Below are 16,300 nucleotides of genomic sequence, written 5' to 3'. Positions count from 1 at the left end.
TTTTCTTTCTCTAATTTATTAAATGCCTGTTTCAACATTTTTACTTATTCTACTCTCTTTTGTGCTGGCATTGATTGTGGCGCTGTTTCAGTATTTATACAAGGCAAAAAAAAAGGGTTCCAAAAATGCCATTTTTGCCACCTTACGTTTTGCGGCAGTATTCGCCCTTCTGGTATTACTTATCAATCCAAAAATTAACAGTACCCGGTATTATACCGAAAAACCAGCTTTAATACTGGCTGTAGACAATTCTTCGTCTATCAGGGAGTTTGGAGCAGGAGAAGAGGTGAAAAATTTTGCTGAAGCTATCCGTCAGGACCAGCAATTGAAGGAAAATTTTGATATAAAGATGTTTTCCTTCGGAAGAGATATTGAACAGCATGATTCCCTGAACTTTCAAGCCCCTCAAACTAACCTTCCTGCCGTTTTTAACCGTCTTGCTTCCCTCTACGAAGATCAGGTGGCACCTACAGTGCTTATTACAGACGGGAATCAGACCATAGGGGAAGAGTTTATTTTTGCTGCTGAACGTTACCGGCAACCAGTACTTCCGGTAGTGGTGGGGGATACTGTGAAATATCAGGATTTAAATATTTCCAGGATCAACGTTAATAAATATGCCTTTTTGAACAATCGTTTTCCGGTGGAGATCATGCTGAATTATTCCGGGAATTCTTCCGTAGAAACAAAGTTGGAGATTTTAGAAGGGAATTCAGTGGTGCATTCAGAGGAGCTTTCATTTTCTTCCCAAGATAATTCCGAAGTAATAAGGGTTGAACTTCCCGCAGGGGCAGTGGGAGTTCATAATTACCTGGTACGCCTAGAGAAACTTGATACCGAAAAGAACCTGCTTAACAATACGCGCGAATTTGCGGTAGAAGTCATTGATGAGCTTACAAAAGTGCTTATTGCCTATTCCGTTTTACATCCCGATCTGGGTGCGCTTCAAAATGCCATAGAAGCTAATCAGCAAAGGGAAGTAGAGCTTCAACCCATCAATCAGGTTACAGATACCAAAGGTTATCAGCTTGTAATACTGTATCAACCCGATTCCAGGTTTAAGCCTATGATGGACGGACTTCAGGAACAAAATCAGAATTATTTTCTCATAACAGGACCAAAAACCGACTGGAATTTTCTTAATCGGCAGCAGGATATTTTTAAGCAGGAGCTTACAAACCAGTCCGAAGAATTTTTCCCGGTTTGGAATGAAAATTTTAAAGCCTTCCAGACAGAAGATATCGGGTTTTCAGATTTTCCGCCACTTGAAGGAAGCTTCGGAGATTTTAAAGCTCCCGAAAATCTGGACGTCTTACTTGCCAGGGAAGTACAGGGGGTGAATACCGGTACACCTTTGATGGGGGTGACCACAGCAGGAGATTTAAAAGTTGCATTTTTGTTTGGAGCAGATATTTGGCGCTGGCGAAGTGTGGTTTTTAGAGAAACCGGATCGTTTGAAAAATTTGATGACCTCATAGGTAAATTGGTGCAGTTCCTTGCTTCAAAAGGCAGGCAGGACAGGTTACTGCTTCAATATGAACCGCTTTATAATGGCACTGAAGAAGTCATTATTGCAGCAGATTATTTTGATCAAAGTTACATTTTTGACCGGCGGGCAAGGCTTGAAATTCGGGTAGAAAATGCGGAAACAGGAGTACAGCGGCAAATTCCCTTATTGCTCAATGGCAGTTCTTACAAAGTAGATCTAAGCAGCCTGCCAGCAGGAGATTATAACTTCAGGGTAAGTGCGGCAGGTGAAGGTTTATCACGGTCGGGTAGTTTTAGAATACTCGATTTTGATGTAGAAAAGCAATTTGGAAGAGCAAATGTAGAGGGGCTTCAGCAAATTGCAGATCAAAGTGGGGGGCAGGTTTATTTTCTGCAGGAATTTCAGCAGCTCAAGAACGATTTATTATCCAACGATTCTTACGCTACAGTCCAGAAAAGCCGTGAAAAGAACGTATCTTTGATTGACTGGAAATATTTACTGGGAATCATTGTTTTAGCCCTTGGTGCTGAGTGGTTCTTAAGAAAATATTACGGCCTTATTTAAATTCTTATTATTTATTAGTTATGGACAGATTGCCCAAAATTGGCCTGCCAATTCTCTTTGCAGGAATTATCTTAGTTATTCTAATTGCTAAATCTACAATCACTATAAATTCGGGAGAAGCAGGAGTGCTTTACCAGACTTTTGGTGGTGGTGTGGTAACAGATGAACCCCCGCTTGGTGAAGGTTTCCACTTCGTAGCACCCTGGAACAAGGTTTTTGTTTATGAAGTGCGTCAACAATCTCTTGATGAGAAAATGCAGGTACTTTCTTCAAATGGTCTCGAAATAAAACTGGATGCCTCAATTTGGTTTGAGCCAGATTATGAAGATCTTGGATTGTTGCATAAAGAACGGGGTGAAGCTTACGTTCAAAGGGTATTGCAACCTGCGGTGCGATCTGCAGCACGGGCTGTAGTGGGTAGATATAATCCGGAGCAGCTTTACGCCAGTAAGAGAGAAGCCATACAACAGGAAATTTTTGAAGAAACTCAAAAACTACTTAAGGACCAATATGTGCAGGTAAACGAAGTATTAGTGCGTGATGTTTCTCTTCCTGCCACTATTAAAGAGGCTATTGAGCGAAAGCTACGCCAGGAACAGGAATCTCTTGAGTATGAGTTCCGTTTGACTAAAGCCGAGCAGGAAGCTGAAAGACAGCGTATTGATGCCGAAGGTAAGGCTCGTGCCAACGAGATTCTTAATGCATCTTTAACTCCGTTAGTATTGCGTGAAAAAGGGATTCAGGCTACTGTAGAACTGGCTAAATCGCCTAATGCAAAAGTTGTGGTGATTGGTTCGGGAGACGACGGAATGCCATTGATTTTAGGAGATAATTAAATTTTTTAAAGAATTTCTTCCTGAAATTGAAATAAAAATATATTTTTGTCTCACACAATGAAAGCACAACAACTACATCATCATCATTCTCATTCATTCGCTCTTGCGAGGTGAGATTGATATGTGTATAATCCATATTTCAAAAACCCGTTTGAGCAGCTCAAACGGGTTTTTTTATTCCCCTTGGTCTGCCTGAACATAAAATCAACTAAAATGAACAGAATTAGAATTGCAGTACAAAAATCGGGGAGATTACACGATGATTCCCTTAAGCTCTTAAAAGACGCCGGGATTTCTATAGACAACGGGAGAGAACAACTCAAGGCAACTTCAGGCAACTTCCCTCTCGAAGTGTTTTATTTGCGCAATGGAGACATTCCGCAATATCTAAGGGATGGAGTGGTTGACGCCGCCATTATTGGAGAGAATGTACTTGTTGAAAAAGGGGAGGATATTATGGTGGCCGAAAGACTTGGTTTTTCAAAGTGCCGTGTCTCCCTTGCCGTACCAAAGTCGGCTAAATATTCGGGTGTAGAAGATCTTCAGGGCGCCAGGATCGCAACTTCATATCCTAACACGGTAAGAGATTACCTCTCAAAAAAGGGAGTTACAGCCGATCTTCACATTATTAATGGCTCGGTGGAGATTGCACCAAATATTGGCCTGGCCGATGCTATCTGTGATATTGTTTCCAGTGGGAGTACACTCTTCAAGAACAACCTTAAAGAAGTGGAAGTAATGCTGAAAAGTGAAGCAGTTTTGGCAGTTTCGCCCGAAATTTCTTCAGAAAGAAAAGAGGTTCTCGAAAAGTTGCAGTTCAGAATAAAAGCCGTTTTGCGCGCCCGTAGCTCCAAATATATTCTCATGAACGTACCAAATAATAAACTTGACGCTGTAGTTAATTTACTTCCGGGAATGAGAAGTCCTACGGTACTGCCTTTAGCCGAAGAGGGCTGGAGTTCACTGCACACAGTAATTTCAGAAGAAAGGTTCTGGGAAGTTATTGACGAGCTAAAGCAAAATGGTGCCGAGGGAATTCTTGTTGCACCTATTGAAAAAATGGTACTTTAAAAGCTGAAAAAAATGAAGAAATTTTTTAATCCGCAAAGACAGGAATGGGAAGCAATACTCGAGCGACCAACCAAAACTGTCGCAGATATTGAACAAATTGTCGAACAGATTTTCAGGGAAGTAAAAGCCGGAGGTGACGCAGCCGTTAGAAATTATTCTGAACTTTTTGACGGATATAAATCTGATGCTTTTGAAGTTACATCTGAAGAAATAAAGAAGGCATCAGCTGCAGTTTCCGAAGAACTTAAAGCCGCTATAGATCTGGCCAAAGAAAATATCCGGAAGTTTCACGCTGCCCAAAGAACAGCACCTGTTTCAGTTGAAACGGTTTCGGGGGTAGCGTGCTGGCAGGAGAAGCGGCCTATCCAGAAAGTGGGCTTGTACATTCCCGGTGGTACAGCGCCTTTGTTTTCAACGATATTGATGCTTGCCGTACCTGCGCAAATTGCAGGTTGTAAAGAGGTGGTTCTTTGTACGCCGCCTGCAAAAGATGGTTCAGTGAACCCGGCGATCCTTTACACCGCCCAACTTTGTGGGATAAAGAAGATTTATAAAGTGGGAGGGATTCAGGCTGTTGCAGCCATGACCTTTGGAACACAGAGTATTGATAAGGTCTACAAGATCTTTGGCCCCGGAAACCAGTATGTTACCGTCGCTAAACAAATGGCTACCAAGTATAATGTGGCGATAGATATGCCTGCCGGCCCTTCGGAATTACTTGTGGTAGCCGATGACTCTGCCGATGCAGCCTTTGTAGCTTCCGATTTGCTTTCGCAGGCCGAACACGGTGCCGATAGTCAGGTGGTGCTTGTTTCTCTTTCAAAAGCACTTCTGGAGGAGGTAGCTTCTGAAATTGAAAAGCAGCTCGAAGAACTTCCGCGGAAGGAGACTGCACAGGCAGCAATAGCGCACTCGAGGTTTATCTATATGAATTCTGAAGAAAAAGCACTCGAACTTATTGACGAATATGCCCCCGAACATTTTATTATCTGCACCTCAAATCCCGATTTTTTTGTGGATGGAATAAATAATGCAGGTTCTGTATTTATTGGAAATTACACGCCCGAAAGTGCAGGAGATTACGCTTCGGGGACAAATCATACGCTCCCAACTAATGGATATGCGAAACAGTACAGCGGCGTAAACCTCGACAGTTTCACCAAAGCCATTACTTTTCAGAAGATCTCTTCGGAAGGAATCCAGAAGATTGGGCCTTCCATCGAATTAATGGCAGAGGCTGAAGGTTTACAGGCGCACAAAAATGCTGTGACTCTAAGGTTGAATAAATTAAAAGCTTCGGGTAATGAGTAATAGTTTTGATCTCAACAGTTTGGTGCGGGCGAATGTCCTGAAGATGAAACCATATTCTTCAGCAAGGGACGAGTACAAAACTGACGGCCGAAAAATGACATTTTTGGATGCCAATGAAAATCCGTTTGAGAATGGTGTGAACCGTTATCCCGATCCGCAGCAGGGAAAGCTGAAGCAGCTGCTTGCCTCTCAAAAAGGTGTTTCTGCGGACAAAATTTTGCTGGGGAATGGTAGTGACGAGGTGCTGGATCTTATCTTCAGAGCCTTTTGCCGGCCCCAGGTAGATAATGTGATCACCCTGCCACCAACTTATGGCATGTATAAGGTCCTGGCGGGCCTGAATGAAGTTGAAGACAGGGAGGTAGTTCTTAAAACCGACTTTCAGCCCGATGTGGATGCTATTTTAAATAGAATTGATGCGCAAACTAAAATCATTTTCCTTTGCTCTCCAAACAACCCCACCGGCAATTCATTTTCGGAAGCTTCCGTAGAAAAGATCCTGAAGAATTTTAACGGACTTGTAGTTATTGATGAGGCCTACATAGATTTTTCAGCTGAAAAAAGTTGGCTTCAGCGGTTAGAGGAATTTCCGAACCTGGTGATCACGCAAACCCTGTCCAAAGCTTATGGCCTTGCCGGAATAAGGCTGGGGATCTGCTATGCTTCCGAAGAAATTATTGGAATACTAAATAAAATTAAGCCTCCTTACAACGTGAACGAGCTTACTCAAAAACGAGCACATGATCGATTGTCCAGTCCCGAAGAGGTGAGCCAGGAGGTTGAAGTGATTCTTCAGGAGAGAGAGTCGCTGCGTACTAACCTCTCAAAAATGGCATTTGTGAAGGACATTTTTCCGTCAGATGCTAATTTTTTACTGGCCAGAGTAGATGATGCTGCGGGGAAATATGAGCAATTGCTAAAAGCCGGGGTGGTGGTACGCAACCGCAGCAACCAGGAACTATGTGAGAATACCCTGAGGTTCACTGTGGGTACGCCTGAAGAAAACAGGGAATTAATTAAGAAATTAACGCAACTTGAAGCATGAAAAAAGTATTATTTATAGATCGTGACGGCACCATAGTTTTAGAACCCAATGATTTTCAGCTGGATCATTTTGATAAGCTCGAGTTTTATCCCGAAGCTTTTCAATACCTGTCAAAAATAGCAAAAGAGCTGGATTATGAGCTGGTTATGGTGACCAATCAGGATGGTTTGGGTACAGATTCCTTTCCTGAAGATACTTTTTGGCCGGTGCAAAATTTTATTCTGAAGACGTTCGAGAATGAAGGAGTGAAATTTTCTGAAGTAGTGATAGATAGGACTTTTCCTGAAGATAATGCACCCACCAGAAAACCCGGCACCGGACTTTTAAAAGCTTATTTTGATACTGAAAAATACGATCTTAAAAACTCATTTGTTCTTGGAGATCGCCTGACAGATATGGAACTGGCAAAAAATCTTGGTGCAAAAGGGATTTTTATAACAGGTCATGAAGAATTGGGGAGCGGGGAAATTTCGGTTAAAAAGGAAGAACTCCAAAAAGATATCCGGTTGGAAACGAATTCCTGGAAAGACATTTATGAATTTTTAAAACTGGAAGCACGCACTGCGTCCATCAGCAGGAAAACCAATGAAACCGATATTTATATCAAGCTAAACCTCGACGGCACCGGACAAAGCAACATAGACACCGGGATCAAATTCTTTGACCACATGCTCGACCAGATTTCGCGACATGGGCAAATGGATCTGGAAATTACTGTAAAAGGTGATCTTGAGGTAGATGAGCACCATACTATAGAAGACACGGCGATTGCTTTGGGTGAGGTCTTTTCTAAGGCTTTAGGCAACAAGCTGGGCATAGAACGATATGGTTTTGCGTTGCCTATGGATGATTGCCTGGCGCAGGTAGCGATTGACTTTGGCGGAAGGAACTGGCTGGTTTGGGAAACTGAATTTAAAAGAGAAATGATAGGGGCCATGCCTACAGAGATGTTCTACCACTTTTTCAAATCCTTCACCGACGGAGCAAAGGCTAACCTGAACATCAAAGCTGAAGGCACTAATGAACATCATAAAATAGAAGCTATTTTTAAGGCTTTTGCAAAAGCAATTAAAGTAGCGGTAAAAAGAGACGCTGAAAAGATGATATTGCCGTCAACGAAGGGAATGCTTTAAGAGAGTATTGAGTAGTTAGTATTGAGAATTGAGATAAATGAAAATTGTAATTATAGATTACGGGGCGGGTAATATTCAGAGTATAAAGTTTGCTTTGGAAAGACTTGGCTACACCGGAGTATTGAGTAGCGATGCTGAAGAAATAAAGTCGGCAGATAAGGTCATTTTTCCGGGAGTGGGAGAGGCGAGTTCGGCCATGAAAAAGCTTAAAAGTACTGGATTGGATACGTTGATTCCGCAGCTGAAGCAGCCGGTTTTGGGTATTTGCCTGGGCATGCAGTTGATGTGCAACTGGTCTGAAGAAGGTGATACGGAGGGTCTGGGGATCTTTGATGTGGATGTGATCCATTTCGAGAAAACCCTGAAGGTACCGCATATAGGCTGGAACAGGATAAAGGAGCTCAAAAGTGACATTTTTGAGGGGATAGCAGAACAGGAGTTCGTTTACCTGGTGCATAGCTTCTACGCTCCCGTATGCTCTGAAACTATTGCCAAATGCGACTATGGAGTGAATTATTCTTCTGCACTACAAAAAGATAACTTTTCCGGAGTACAATTTCACCCGGAAAAAAGTAGCGAAGCAGGGGAGAAAATTCTGGAAAACTTTTTGAAGTTAGATTTACGAAGTTAGAAGTACGAAGTGAAGTTAGAATTACGAAATCGGAAGTACGAAGTTGTAGTATAAAATTAAGTCAATGAAAGATTTAAAATTAAGAACAAAGGAATTTGCTGTTGATTGCTGGAAGTTTTGCCACAAGATTCCAAATTCCCGGGAGTATAATGCTTATGTGAATCAACTTATCAGAAGTTCAAGTTCTGTAGGAGCAAATTATCGTGCAGCTCAAAGAGCTAAATCAACTGCTGATTTCATTAATAAATTGAAAATTGTTGAAGAAGAAGCAGATGAAAGTATGTATTTTCTTGAGCTTTTTCTGGAAATACTTGATCATGACTTGGAGGAGGTCAAAACTTTGCATTCTGAAGCAAATGAAATATTGTCCATAGTTGTGGCTTCCATAAATACTGCACGTCGCAATCAAAAATAATATCTTTAAAATTATGACTTCTAATTTCGTACTTCTAAAATCTAACTTCAAATGAGAATTATACCAGCCATAGACATCATTGACGGGAAATGCGTAAGGCTTTCACAAGGTGATTACAATTCAAAAAAGATTTATAACGAGAATCCGTTGGAGGTGGCGAAGATGTTTCAGGATCACGGGATTCAGTATCTGCACCTCGTGGATTTAGATGGAGCCAAATCGAAACATATTGTAAATTATAAGGTGCTTGAACAAATCGCTTCAGGAACTGATCTTCAGATCGACTTTGGCGGCGGATTAAAATCTGATAAAGATCTTGAAATCGCCTTCAACAGCGGGGCTTCCCAGATCACTGGTGGCAGTATAGCTGTAAAAGACCGTGAGACATTTTTGTCCTGGTTGGAAAAGTACGGCAGTGAAAAGATCATTTTAGGGGCAGATGCAAAGGACGAAAAAGTGGCCGTGAGTGGATGGCTGGAAGATTCGAAAGAAGATTTGCTTCCGTTTATTCAGAAGTATTCTGAAAATGGAGTGAAATATGTGATCTGTACCGACATTGCCAAAGATGGAATGTTACAGGGGCCTTCTTTTGAATTGTATCGAAAAATTTTGAGTGAAATAAAAGACGTGAAACTGATCGCGTCGGGAGGAATAGCGGAATTTGATGATCTTCCAAAGCTCAGGGAAATTGGGTGTGAAGGTGCTATTTTAGGAAAGGCGATCTATGAAAATAAGATCAGTTTAAAGCAACTGGAGGAATTCATTGGATAAAATTCCAAATTCCAAGCACCAAATTCCAGGCTTCAAATTTGAAATGTGAAGAGGATAATGTGCCGAAAGAATAAAATTATAAAAATAGAGTCACGAGTTCAACCCAGTACTCAATTCTAATTACTCAATACTATAAAAATGTTGACAAAAAGAATAATTCCCTGCCTGGATATCAAAGATGGAAGGACCGTGAAAGGAGTAAATTTTGTGAGTTTACGCGATGCCGGGGATCCGGTGGAGCTTGCTGAAATTTATTCAAAGTCGGGCGCAGATGAGCTGGTTTTTCTGGATATTTCAGCCACCGAAGAGAAAAGAAAGACCCTGGCAGAACTTGTCAGGAAAGTAGCAGCTACCGTAAATATACCATTTACTGTTGGCGGCGGAATATCTTCAGTAGAAGATGTTGATGTGCTGCTGCAAAATGGAGCCGATAAAGTATCTATAAATTCTGCCGCAGTAAAAAATCCTGAACTTATCAATGAACTGGCAGCAAAATTTGGCAGGCAGTGCATTGTTGTGGCCATAGATGCCAGGCAGGTACAGGGCAAATGGCTGGTACATCTGGTAGGTGGAAAAGTCCCGACAGAAATTGACCTTTTTGACTGGGTTAAAGAAGTTGAAGCACGCGGTGCTGGCGAGATCCTCTTCACTTCAATGGACCACGACGGTACCAAGGCAGGATTTGCTAATGAAGCCCTTGCAAAGATCTCTGATTTGGTAAGTATTCCGGTAATTGCTTCAGGTGGTGCAGGAAATAAAGAGCATTTTTGTGAGGCTTTTACTAAAGGGAAAGCCGATGCTGCATTAGCTGCCAGTGTATTTCATTTCAAGGAGATTGAAATCAGGGATTTAAAACAGAAAATGAAGGAAAAAGGGATTGAAGTTAGAATGTAATGTTTAGTAATTAGACCTCACAGGTTTTTTAAACCTGTGAGGTCTGCAGAAGAACCTGATAACCCACCACAACTATAAAAATTAAAATAAATGAAAATAGATTTTTCAAAAGATAAAGACGGTTTAGTTCCTGCGATTATTCAGGATGCACAAACGAAAAATGTGCTCATGCTTGGGTATATGAATGAGGAAGCTTTGGAGAAAACCAAAGAGAGCGGGAAAGTGACATTTTTCAGCAGAAGTAAACAAAGGCTCTGGACTAAAGGGGAGGAAAGTGGTAACTTTCTTCATTTGATAGATATGAAAGTGGATTGCGACAACGATACGCTATTGGTTTCTGTTCATCCTGAAGGTCCCACCTGTCATAAAGGAACCGATACCTGTTGGGGTGAAAAAAATACTTCAGAAATGACATTTTTGGATACCCTGGAAGAAGTCATCTCAGACCGACGATCAAATCCTGCAAATGAAAAGAGCTATGTGGCTTCACTTTTTAGAAGCGGCATAAACAAAATCGCCCAGAAAGTTGGAGAGGAGGCTGTGGAAGTTGTGATTGAATCTAAAGATAATAATGATGACCTGTTTCTCAATGAAAGCGCCGATCTCTTGTTTCATTATTTGATCCTGTTGCAGGCCAAAGGCTACAAGCTCAATGATGTCATTGAAGTTCTAAAGTCAAGACACAGTAAATAAAAATAGCCTGTGATGTGGATCACAGGCTATTCAAAATAATTCATTCGATTTTATTTAGAATCTTCGGAATTCTTCTCTTTTTTGGTCTTTTCGACCTTGATCGTCAATTCATTTTTCTCTTCATCCAGATCCATAAAGACCTTATCTCCTTCAGAGATGTGCGAGGTGATTATTTCCTCGGCTAATGCGTCTTCAATGTACTTCTGAATGGCACGGTTCAACGGCCTTGCCCCATATTGCTTATCAAAACCTTTTTCAGCAATATAGTCTTTGGCTTTTGGACTTAACTCAAGGTTGTAACCTAAAGCTCCAATTCTTCCGAAGAGTTTTTCGAGCTCAATATCGATGATCTTGTGGATATCTTCCTGCTCAAGAGGATTGAAGATCACTACGTCATCAACACGGTTAAGAAACTCGGGCGCAAAGGCTTTTTTAAGTGCACTTTCAATCACACTACGGGCGTTCTCGTCTACCTGAGATTTCTTTGCCGAGGTGCCAAATCCGACTCCCTGACCAAAATCCTTCAGTTTTCTTGCTCCAATGTTAGAGGTCATGATGATAATGGTATTCCTAAAGTCGATCTTACGACCCAAACTGTCAGTTAAATATCCGTCATCAAGAACCTGTAGCAACATGTTGAAAACATCGGGGTGAGCTTTCTCTACCTCGTCGAGCAGGATCACTGCATAAGGTTTGCGTCTCACTTTTTCAGTAAGCTGTCCGCCTTCTTCGTATCCTACATATCCCGGAGGTGCACCAATTAACCTGCTCACTGCAAATTTCTCCATGTACTCACTCATGTCGATACGTATCAAAGCATCTTCATTGTCGAAAAGCTCGCGTGAAAGTATCTTCGCTAACTGAGTTTTACCTACCCCTGTTTGACCAAGGAATATAAATGAACCGATTGGTTTGTTGGGATCTTTAAGTCCTGCACGGTTACGCTGTATGGCTTTCACTACTTTTCCAACTGCATCATCCTGGCCAATAACTTTCCCTTTAATTAATTCGGGTAGCTTGTACAGCTTATTGATCTCGGTTTGGGCGATCCTGTTTACGGGTACGCCTGTCATCATAGATACTACATCGGCAACATTATCTTCTGATACGGTTTCTCTATGCAGTTTAGATTCTTCTTCCCAACGCGCCTGGGCTTGAGCAAGATCTTTCTCTATGTTTTTCTCATCATCGCGTAATTTTGCAGCTTCTTCATATTTCTGCTTTTTTACGACTGTATTTTTAAGTTCCCTTACTTCTTCAAGCTTGCGCTCAAGTTCAAGGATCTGCTTTGGCACATCAATATTGGTGATATGCACACGAGAGCCTGCTTCATCTAGCGCATCAATAGCCTTGTCTGGCAGAAACCTATCGGTCATGTACCTGCTTGTTAGCTTCACACAAGCTTCAATAGCTTCATCGGTATAGGTAACATTATGGTGTTCTTCGTATTTATCCTTTATGTTGTTGAGGATCTCGATAGTTTCTTCAATAGAAGTAGGTTCTACGATCACTTTTTGGAAACGACGTTCTAAAGCACCATCTTTTTCAATATACTGCCTGTACTCATCGAGAGTAGTAGCACCAATACATTGAATTTCACCTCTTGCTAATGCAGGTTTGAACATGTTGCTGGCATCGAGACTTCCTGTAGCGCCACCGGCACCTACAATGGTGTGGATCTCATCAATGAAAAGAATAATATCATCGTTCTTTTCCAGCTCGTTCATCACAGCCTTCATTCTTTCTTCAAACTGGCCGCGGTACTTGGTTCCTGCCACTAAACTGGCAAGGTCAAGCGTTACCACGCGTTTATCAAAAAGAATCCTTGAAACTTTCCTTTTAACGATTCGAAGGGCAAGACCTTCAGCAATGGCCGATTTACCAACTCCGGGTTCTCCAATAAGGAGCGGATTGTTCTTTTTTCTTCGGCTTAATATCTGTGAAACGCGTTCAATTTCTTTCTCGCGGCCTACAACAGGATCAAGTTTATCAAGCTCTGCAAGTGCAGTGAGATCCCTTCCGAAGTTATCCAGAACGGGAGTTTTGGATTTCTTTGTTGATTTACCAGGGGTACCGGCAAAAGGGTTGCTCTTTCCGGCGTCGTCTGAAGTTGCGTCTTCATCTGAAAATGATTCGGCAGTAGGAGCATCCATATAATCATCATCATTGGTGATCATATATTTGAACTGATCTTTAACTCCGTCATAATCTACTTTCAGCTTGTTGAGGAGCTTGGTAGTAGGATCGTTTTCGTTTCTCAAAATGCACAACAGCAGGTGAGCTGTATTAATAGAAGTGCTTTGAAAAAGCTTGGCTTCTAAAAATGTGGTTTTAAGAGCTCTTTCTGCCTGGCGGGTTAAATGAAGGTTTCTCTTCTCGTTAGACTCTACAGCTACATCGGGGTTAGCCGGGCTAAGAATCTCTACTTTTCTTCTTAAATGAGTGAGGTCAACATCCAGGGCGTTAAGTATATTAATGGCTTTACCATCACCGTCCCTTAGAAGACCCAGCATTAAATGCTCTGTACCTATAAAGTCATGACCAAGCCTTAGGGCTTCTTCCTTGCTGTAGGCAATCACATCTTTTACTCTTGGTGAAAAATTATCATCCATGTTAATTCCTTTCTCTCTTGATTATATTTATTCAGGTTTCAAAAACCGTACCCGATTCTTTTTGTTCGTTTTTTATGAAGTAAAGCTAATTGACGAATTTGCTTCAATAAAACAAAGCAGAATGTAATGAACTTATTAACCAAGCACAACTAAAAATTTGTTAATAAAATACAAGAAAACCTCAATGAATAGTGCGCCCGGGTGGGGCAAAATGCGTAAATTGGCACGTTAGATTTTTGAACCAAAATAACAGATATTTATGGCTGAAGGAGAAAAGTTAATTCCTATCAATATTGAAGATGAAATGAAGTCGGCCTACATTGATTATTCAATGTCGGTCATTGTGTCACGTGCACTGCCAGACGTGCGTGACGGTTTGAAACCGGTGCATCGCCGGGTATTATATGGAATGTATGAACTGGGGGTACTATCCAACAGGGCTCACAAAAAATCTGCAAGAATTGTAGGGGAAGTACTTGGTAAGTTTCACCCGCACGGGGATTCTTCTGTTTACGACACTATGGTGCGTATGGCCCAGGAGTGGAGTTTGCGTTATATGTTAGTTGACGGCCAGGGTAACTTTGGTTCAGTTGATGGCGATAGCCCGGCTGCCATGCGTTATACCGAAGCCAGGATGCGTAAAATAAGTGAAGATATGTTGGCCGATATTGACAAGGAAACTGTTGATATGCAGCTTAACTTTGATGATACTATCCACGAGCCTACAGTTTTACCTACACGTATTCCCAATCTCCTTGTGAACGGTGCCAGTGGTATTGCTGTTGGTATGGCGACAAATATGCCGCCTCACAACCTTTCAGAAGTTGTTGACGGTGTAACAGCCTATATTGAGAATAATGACATTGAAATAGACGAACTGATTGAGCACGTAAAGGCTCCCGATTTTCCTACAGGCGGGACCATTTATGGCTATGACGGTGTTCGTGAAGCCTTTAAAACAGGGCGTGGCAGGGTTGTTATTAGAGCCAAAGCTTATACTGAAGAAGTTGCAGGCAAAGAGGCTATTATTGTGACTGAGATTCCTTACCAGGTCAATAAGGCTGAAATGATCAAAAAAACCGCCGAACTGGTTAATGAAAAGAAAATAGAAGGTATTTCTTTAATTAGAGATGAGTCAGACCGAAATGGGATGCGCATCGTCTATATATTAAAAAGAGATGCTATCCCCAATATTGTTCTAAACTTACTTTATAAGCACACCGCACTTCAAAGTTCCTTTAGTGTGAATAACATTGCACTGGTAAACGGGCGTCCTCAAATGTTGAATTTGAAGGATATGATCTATCATTTTGTGGAGCATCGTCATGAAGTTGTGGTACGCAGAACAGAGTATGAGCTAAGAAAAGCTGAAGAGCGGGCACATATTCTTGAAGGTTTGATTATTGCTTCAGACAATATTGACGAGGTTATTGCCTTGATAAGAGCTTCGAGTAATGCTGATGAAGCTCGTACTAAGTTAATTGAGCGCTTCGAACTAACCGAGATACAGGCTAAGGCTATTGTTGAGATGCGTTTAAGACAGCTTACAGGTCTTGAGCAAGATAAACTTCGTGCTGAGTATGAAGAGATCATGAAGACCATTGAAGATCTTAAAGATATTCTTGCCCGTAAGGAGCGAAGGATGCAGGTGATAAAAGATGAAATGCTTGAGGTCAAGGAAAAATACGGAGATGAAAGACGTTCTGTTATTGAGTATGCCGGTGGAGATCTTAGCATGGAAGATATGATTCCAGATGAGCAGGTAGTGATTACTATTTCTCACGCAGGCTATATTAAAAGAACTTCTCTTACAGAATATAAAACCCAAAACAGAGGTGGTGTAGGCCAGAAAGGTTCTACAACAAGAACTGAAGACTTCCTTGAGAACCTGTTTATTGGTACTAACCACCAGTATATGTTATTCTTTACTGAAAAAGGTAAGTGTTTCTGGATGAGGGTGTTTGAGATTCCTGAAGGAAGTAAAACTTCAAAGGGTAGGGCGATTCAGAATTTGATCAATCTTGAACCCGATGATAAGCTTAAAGCATTTATATGTACTAAAGACTTAAAAGACGAACAGTACATCAATAGCCATTATGTGATGATGGCTACCAAGAAAGGGCAGGTGAAGAAAACTTCTCTTGAACAGTATTCAAGACCCCGAACAAATGGTATTAATGCAATTACTATTCGTGAAGGCGATGAACTTCTTGAGGCAAGACTAACTACAGGAGAAAGTCAGGTGATGCTGGCTTTAAGGAGCGGAAAAGCCATTAGGTTCGACGAGAGTAAAACCCGACCTATGGGTAGGAATGCTTCCGGAGTAAGAGGTATAACCCTTGCCGATGATAACGATGAGGTAGTAGGTATGATTACTATTGAGAACCCGATGGAAGAAACTGTACTGGTTGTTTCTGAAAACGGTTACGGAAAACGTACTTATATAGATGATCCTGAAGATGGAGAACCAACTTATAGAATTACAAACCGTGGAGGTAAAGGTGTTAAAACCATTTCTATAACCTCTAAGACAGGTAGTCTTGTGGCTATTAAAAGTGTTACAGATCTTGATGACCTTATGATCATCAACAAATCTGGACTTGCTATTAGAACATCTGTTTCAAATCTACGGGTAATGGGGCGTGCAACCCAGGGTGTTAGGTTAATTAACCTTAAAAATAATGACTCTATTGCTGCAGTGGCTAAAGTGATCAATGAAGAAGAAGATGTTGAGGATGTAGCTGGTGACGCAACCCCCGAAGCGACTGATCAAAATCAGGATGGCACAACTATTGCGAATGACAGTGAGGAATAATTTTAAATCAAAACCAAAAA

13 protein-coding genes are annotated in these 16,300 nt (G+C 41.4%); 12 read left to right on the top strand and 1 reads right to left on the bottom strand.

The genetic code is table 11. The annotated features are described in order from the left end of the window. Nucleotides 1–22 precede the first annotated feature (22 nt). The 11 genes from ACQ93I_RS11635 (at nt 23) to hisIE (ending at nt 10,853) form a co-directional block, all read left to right on the top strand. The gene (locus ACQ93I_RS11635) at nt 23–2,053 is read left to right on the top strand and encodes a VWA domain-containing protein (RefSeq protein ID WP_431698686.1); all 2,031 of its coding nucleotides are present in this window, start codon (nt 23–25) and stop codon (nt 2,051–2,053) included. Nucleotides 2,054–2,073: 20 nt separating this feature from the next. Further along, the gene (locus ACQ93I_RS11630; RefSeq protein WP_266068555.1) at nt 2,074–2,889 is read left to right on the top strand and encodes a prohibitin family protein; all 816 of its coding nucleotides are present in this window, start codon (nt 2,074–2,076) and stop codon (nt 2,887–2,889) included. Nucleotides 2,890–3,102: 213 nt separating this feature from the next. Further along, on the top strand, nt 3,103–3,960 hold the full coding sequence (gene hisG, locus ACQ93I_RS11625) for an ATP phosphoribosyltransferase (RefSeq protein WP_431698685.1): 858 nt from the start codon (nt 3,103–3,105) through the stop codon (nt 3,958–3,960). Between the two features lie 12 nt (nt 3,961–3,972). Further along, the gene (hisD, locus tag ACQ93I_RS11620; RefSeq protein ID WP_431698684.1) at nt 3,973–5,271 is read left to right on the top strand and encodes a histidinol dehydrogenase; all 1,299 of its coding nucleotides are present in this window, start codon (nt 3,973–3,975) and stop codon (nt 5,269–5,271) included. After that, nucleotides 5,264–6,316 carry a histidinol-phosphate transaminase gene (gene hisC / locus ACQ93I_RS11615; protein WP_431698683.1) on the top strand — a complete coding sequence of 351 codons (1,053 nt, stop codon included), beginning with the start codon at nt 5,264–5,266 and terminating at the stop codon, nt 6,314–6,316. Before hisD ends, hisC begins: the two co-directional genes overlap by 8 nt. Continuing rightward, the gene (hisB, locus tag ACQ93I_RS11610) at nt 6,313–7,449 is read left to right on the top strand and encodes a bifunctional histidinol-phosphatase/imidazoleglycerol-phosphate dehydratase HisB (protein WP_431698682.1); all 1,137 of its coding nucleotides are present in this window, start codon (nt 6,313–6,315) and stop codon (nt 7,447–7,449) included. Before hisC ends, hisB begins: the two co-directional genes overlap by 4 nt. Nucleotides 7,450–7,486: 37 nt before the next feature. Beyond that, nucleotides 7,487–8,080 carry an imidazole glycerol phosphate synthase subunit HisH gene (hisH, locus tag ACQ93I_RS11605; RefSeq protein WP_431698681.1) on the top strand — a complete coding sequence of 198 codons (594 nt, stop codon included), beginning with the start codon at nt 7,487–7,489 and terminating at the stop codon, nt 8,078–8,080. Between the two features lie 64 nt (nt 8,081–8,144). Continuing rightward, nucleotides 8,145–8,495 (top strand): four helix bundle protein, encoded by a 351-nt coding sequence (locus ACQ93I_RS11600; protein WP_431698680.1) that lies wholly within the window; start codon nt 8,145–8,147, stop codon nt 8,493–8,495. 51 nt (nt 8,496–8,546) lie between these two features. Then, nucleotides 8,547–9,266 carry a 1-(5-phosphoribosyl)-5-[(5-phosphoribosylamino)methylideneamino]imidazole-4-carboxamide isomerase gene (hisA, locus tag ACQ93I_RS11595; RefSeq protein WP_431698679.1) on the top strand — a complete coding sequence of 240 codons (720 nt, stop codon included), beginning with the start codon at nt 8,547–8,549 and terminating at the stop codon, nt 9,264–9,266. Between the two features lie 138 nt (nt 9,267–9,404). Next, the gene (hisF, locus tag ACQ93I_RS11590; protein WP_431698678.1) at nt 9,405–10,160 is read left to right on the top strand and encodes an imidazole glycerol phosphate synthase subunit HisF; all 756 of its coding nucleotides are present in this window, start codon (nt 9,405–9,407) and stop codon (nt 10,158–10,160) included. A 90-nt stretch (nt 10,161–10,250) separates the two neighbouring features. After that, nucleotides 10,251–10,853 (top strand): bifunctional phosphoribosyl-AMP cyclohydrolase/phosphoribosyl-ATP diphosphatase HisIE, encoded by a 603-nt coding sequence (hisIE, locus tag ACQ93I_RS11585; RefSeq protein ID WP_431698677.1) that lies wholly within the window; start codon nt 10,251–10,253, stop codon nt 10,851–10,853. Nucleotides 10,854–10,903: 50 nt separating this feature from the next. On the opposite strand, the gene ACQ93I_RS11580 is transcribed toward hisIE, so the two are convergent. Beyond that, nucleotides 10,904–13,465, bottom strand: coding sequence for an ATP-dependent Clp protease ATP-binding subunit (locus ACQ93I_RS11580; protein WP_431698676.1), 2,562 nt, complete (start codon nt 13,463–13,465; stop codon nt 10,904–10,906). A gap of 259 nt (nt 13,466–13,724) precedes the next feature. Here ACQ93I_RS11580 and gyrA point away from each other — a divergent pair, with 259 nt between their 5' ends. Continuing rightward, nucleotides 13,725–16,280 carry a DNA gyrase subunit A gene (gene gyrA / locus ACQ93I_RS11575; RefSeq protein WP_345598501.1) on the top strand — a complete coding sequence of 852 codons (2,556 nt, stop codon included), beginning with the start codon at nt 13,725–13,727 and terminating at the stop codon, nt 16,278–16,280. Nucleotides 16,281–16,300 lie beyond the last annotated feature (20 nt).

It is taken from the genome of Salinimicrobium sp. WS361 (assembly GCF_050750585.1).
GTDB lineage: Bacteria > Bacteroidota > Bacteroidia > Flavobacteriales > Flavobacteriaceae > Salinimicrobium.
Note: the sequence above shows the minus strand (reverse complement) of the source record. Positions and strands in the feature narration are given on the sequence as shown.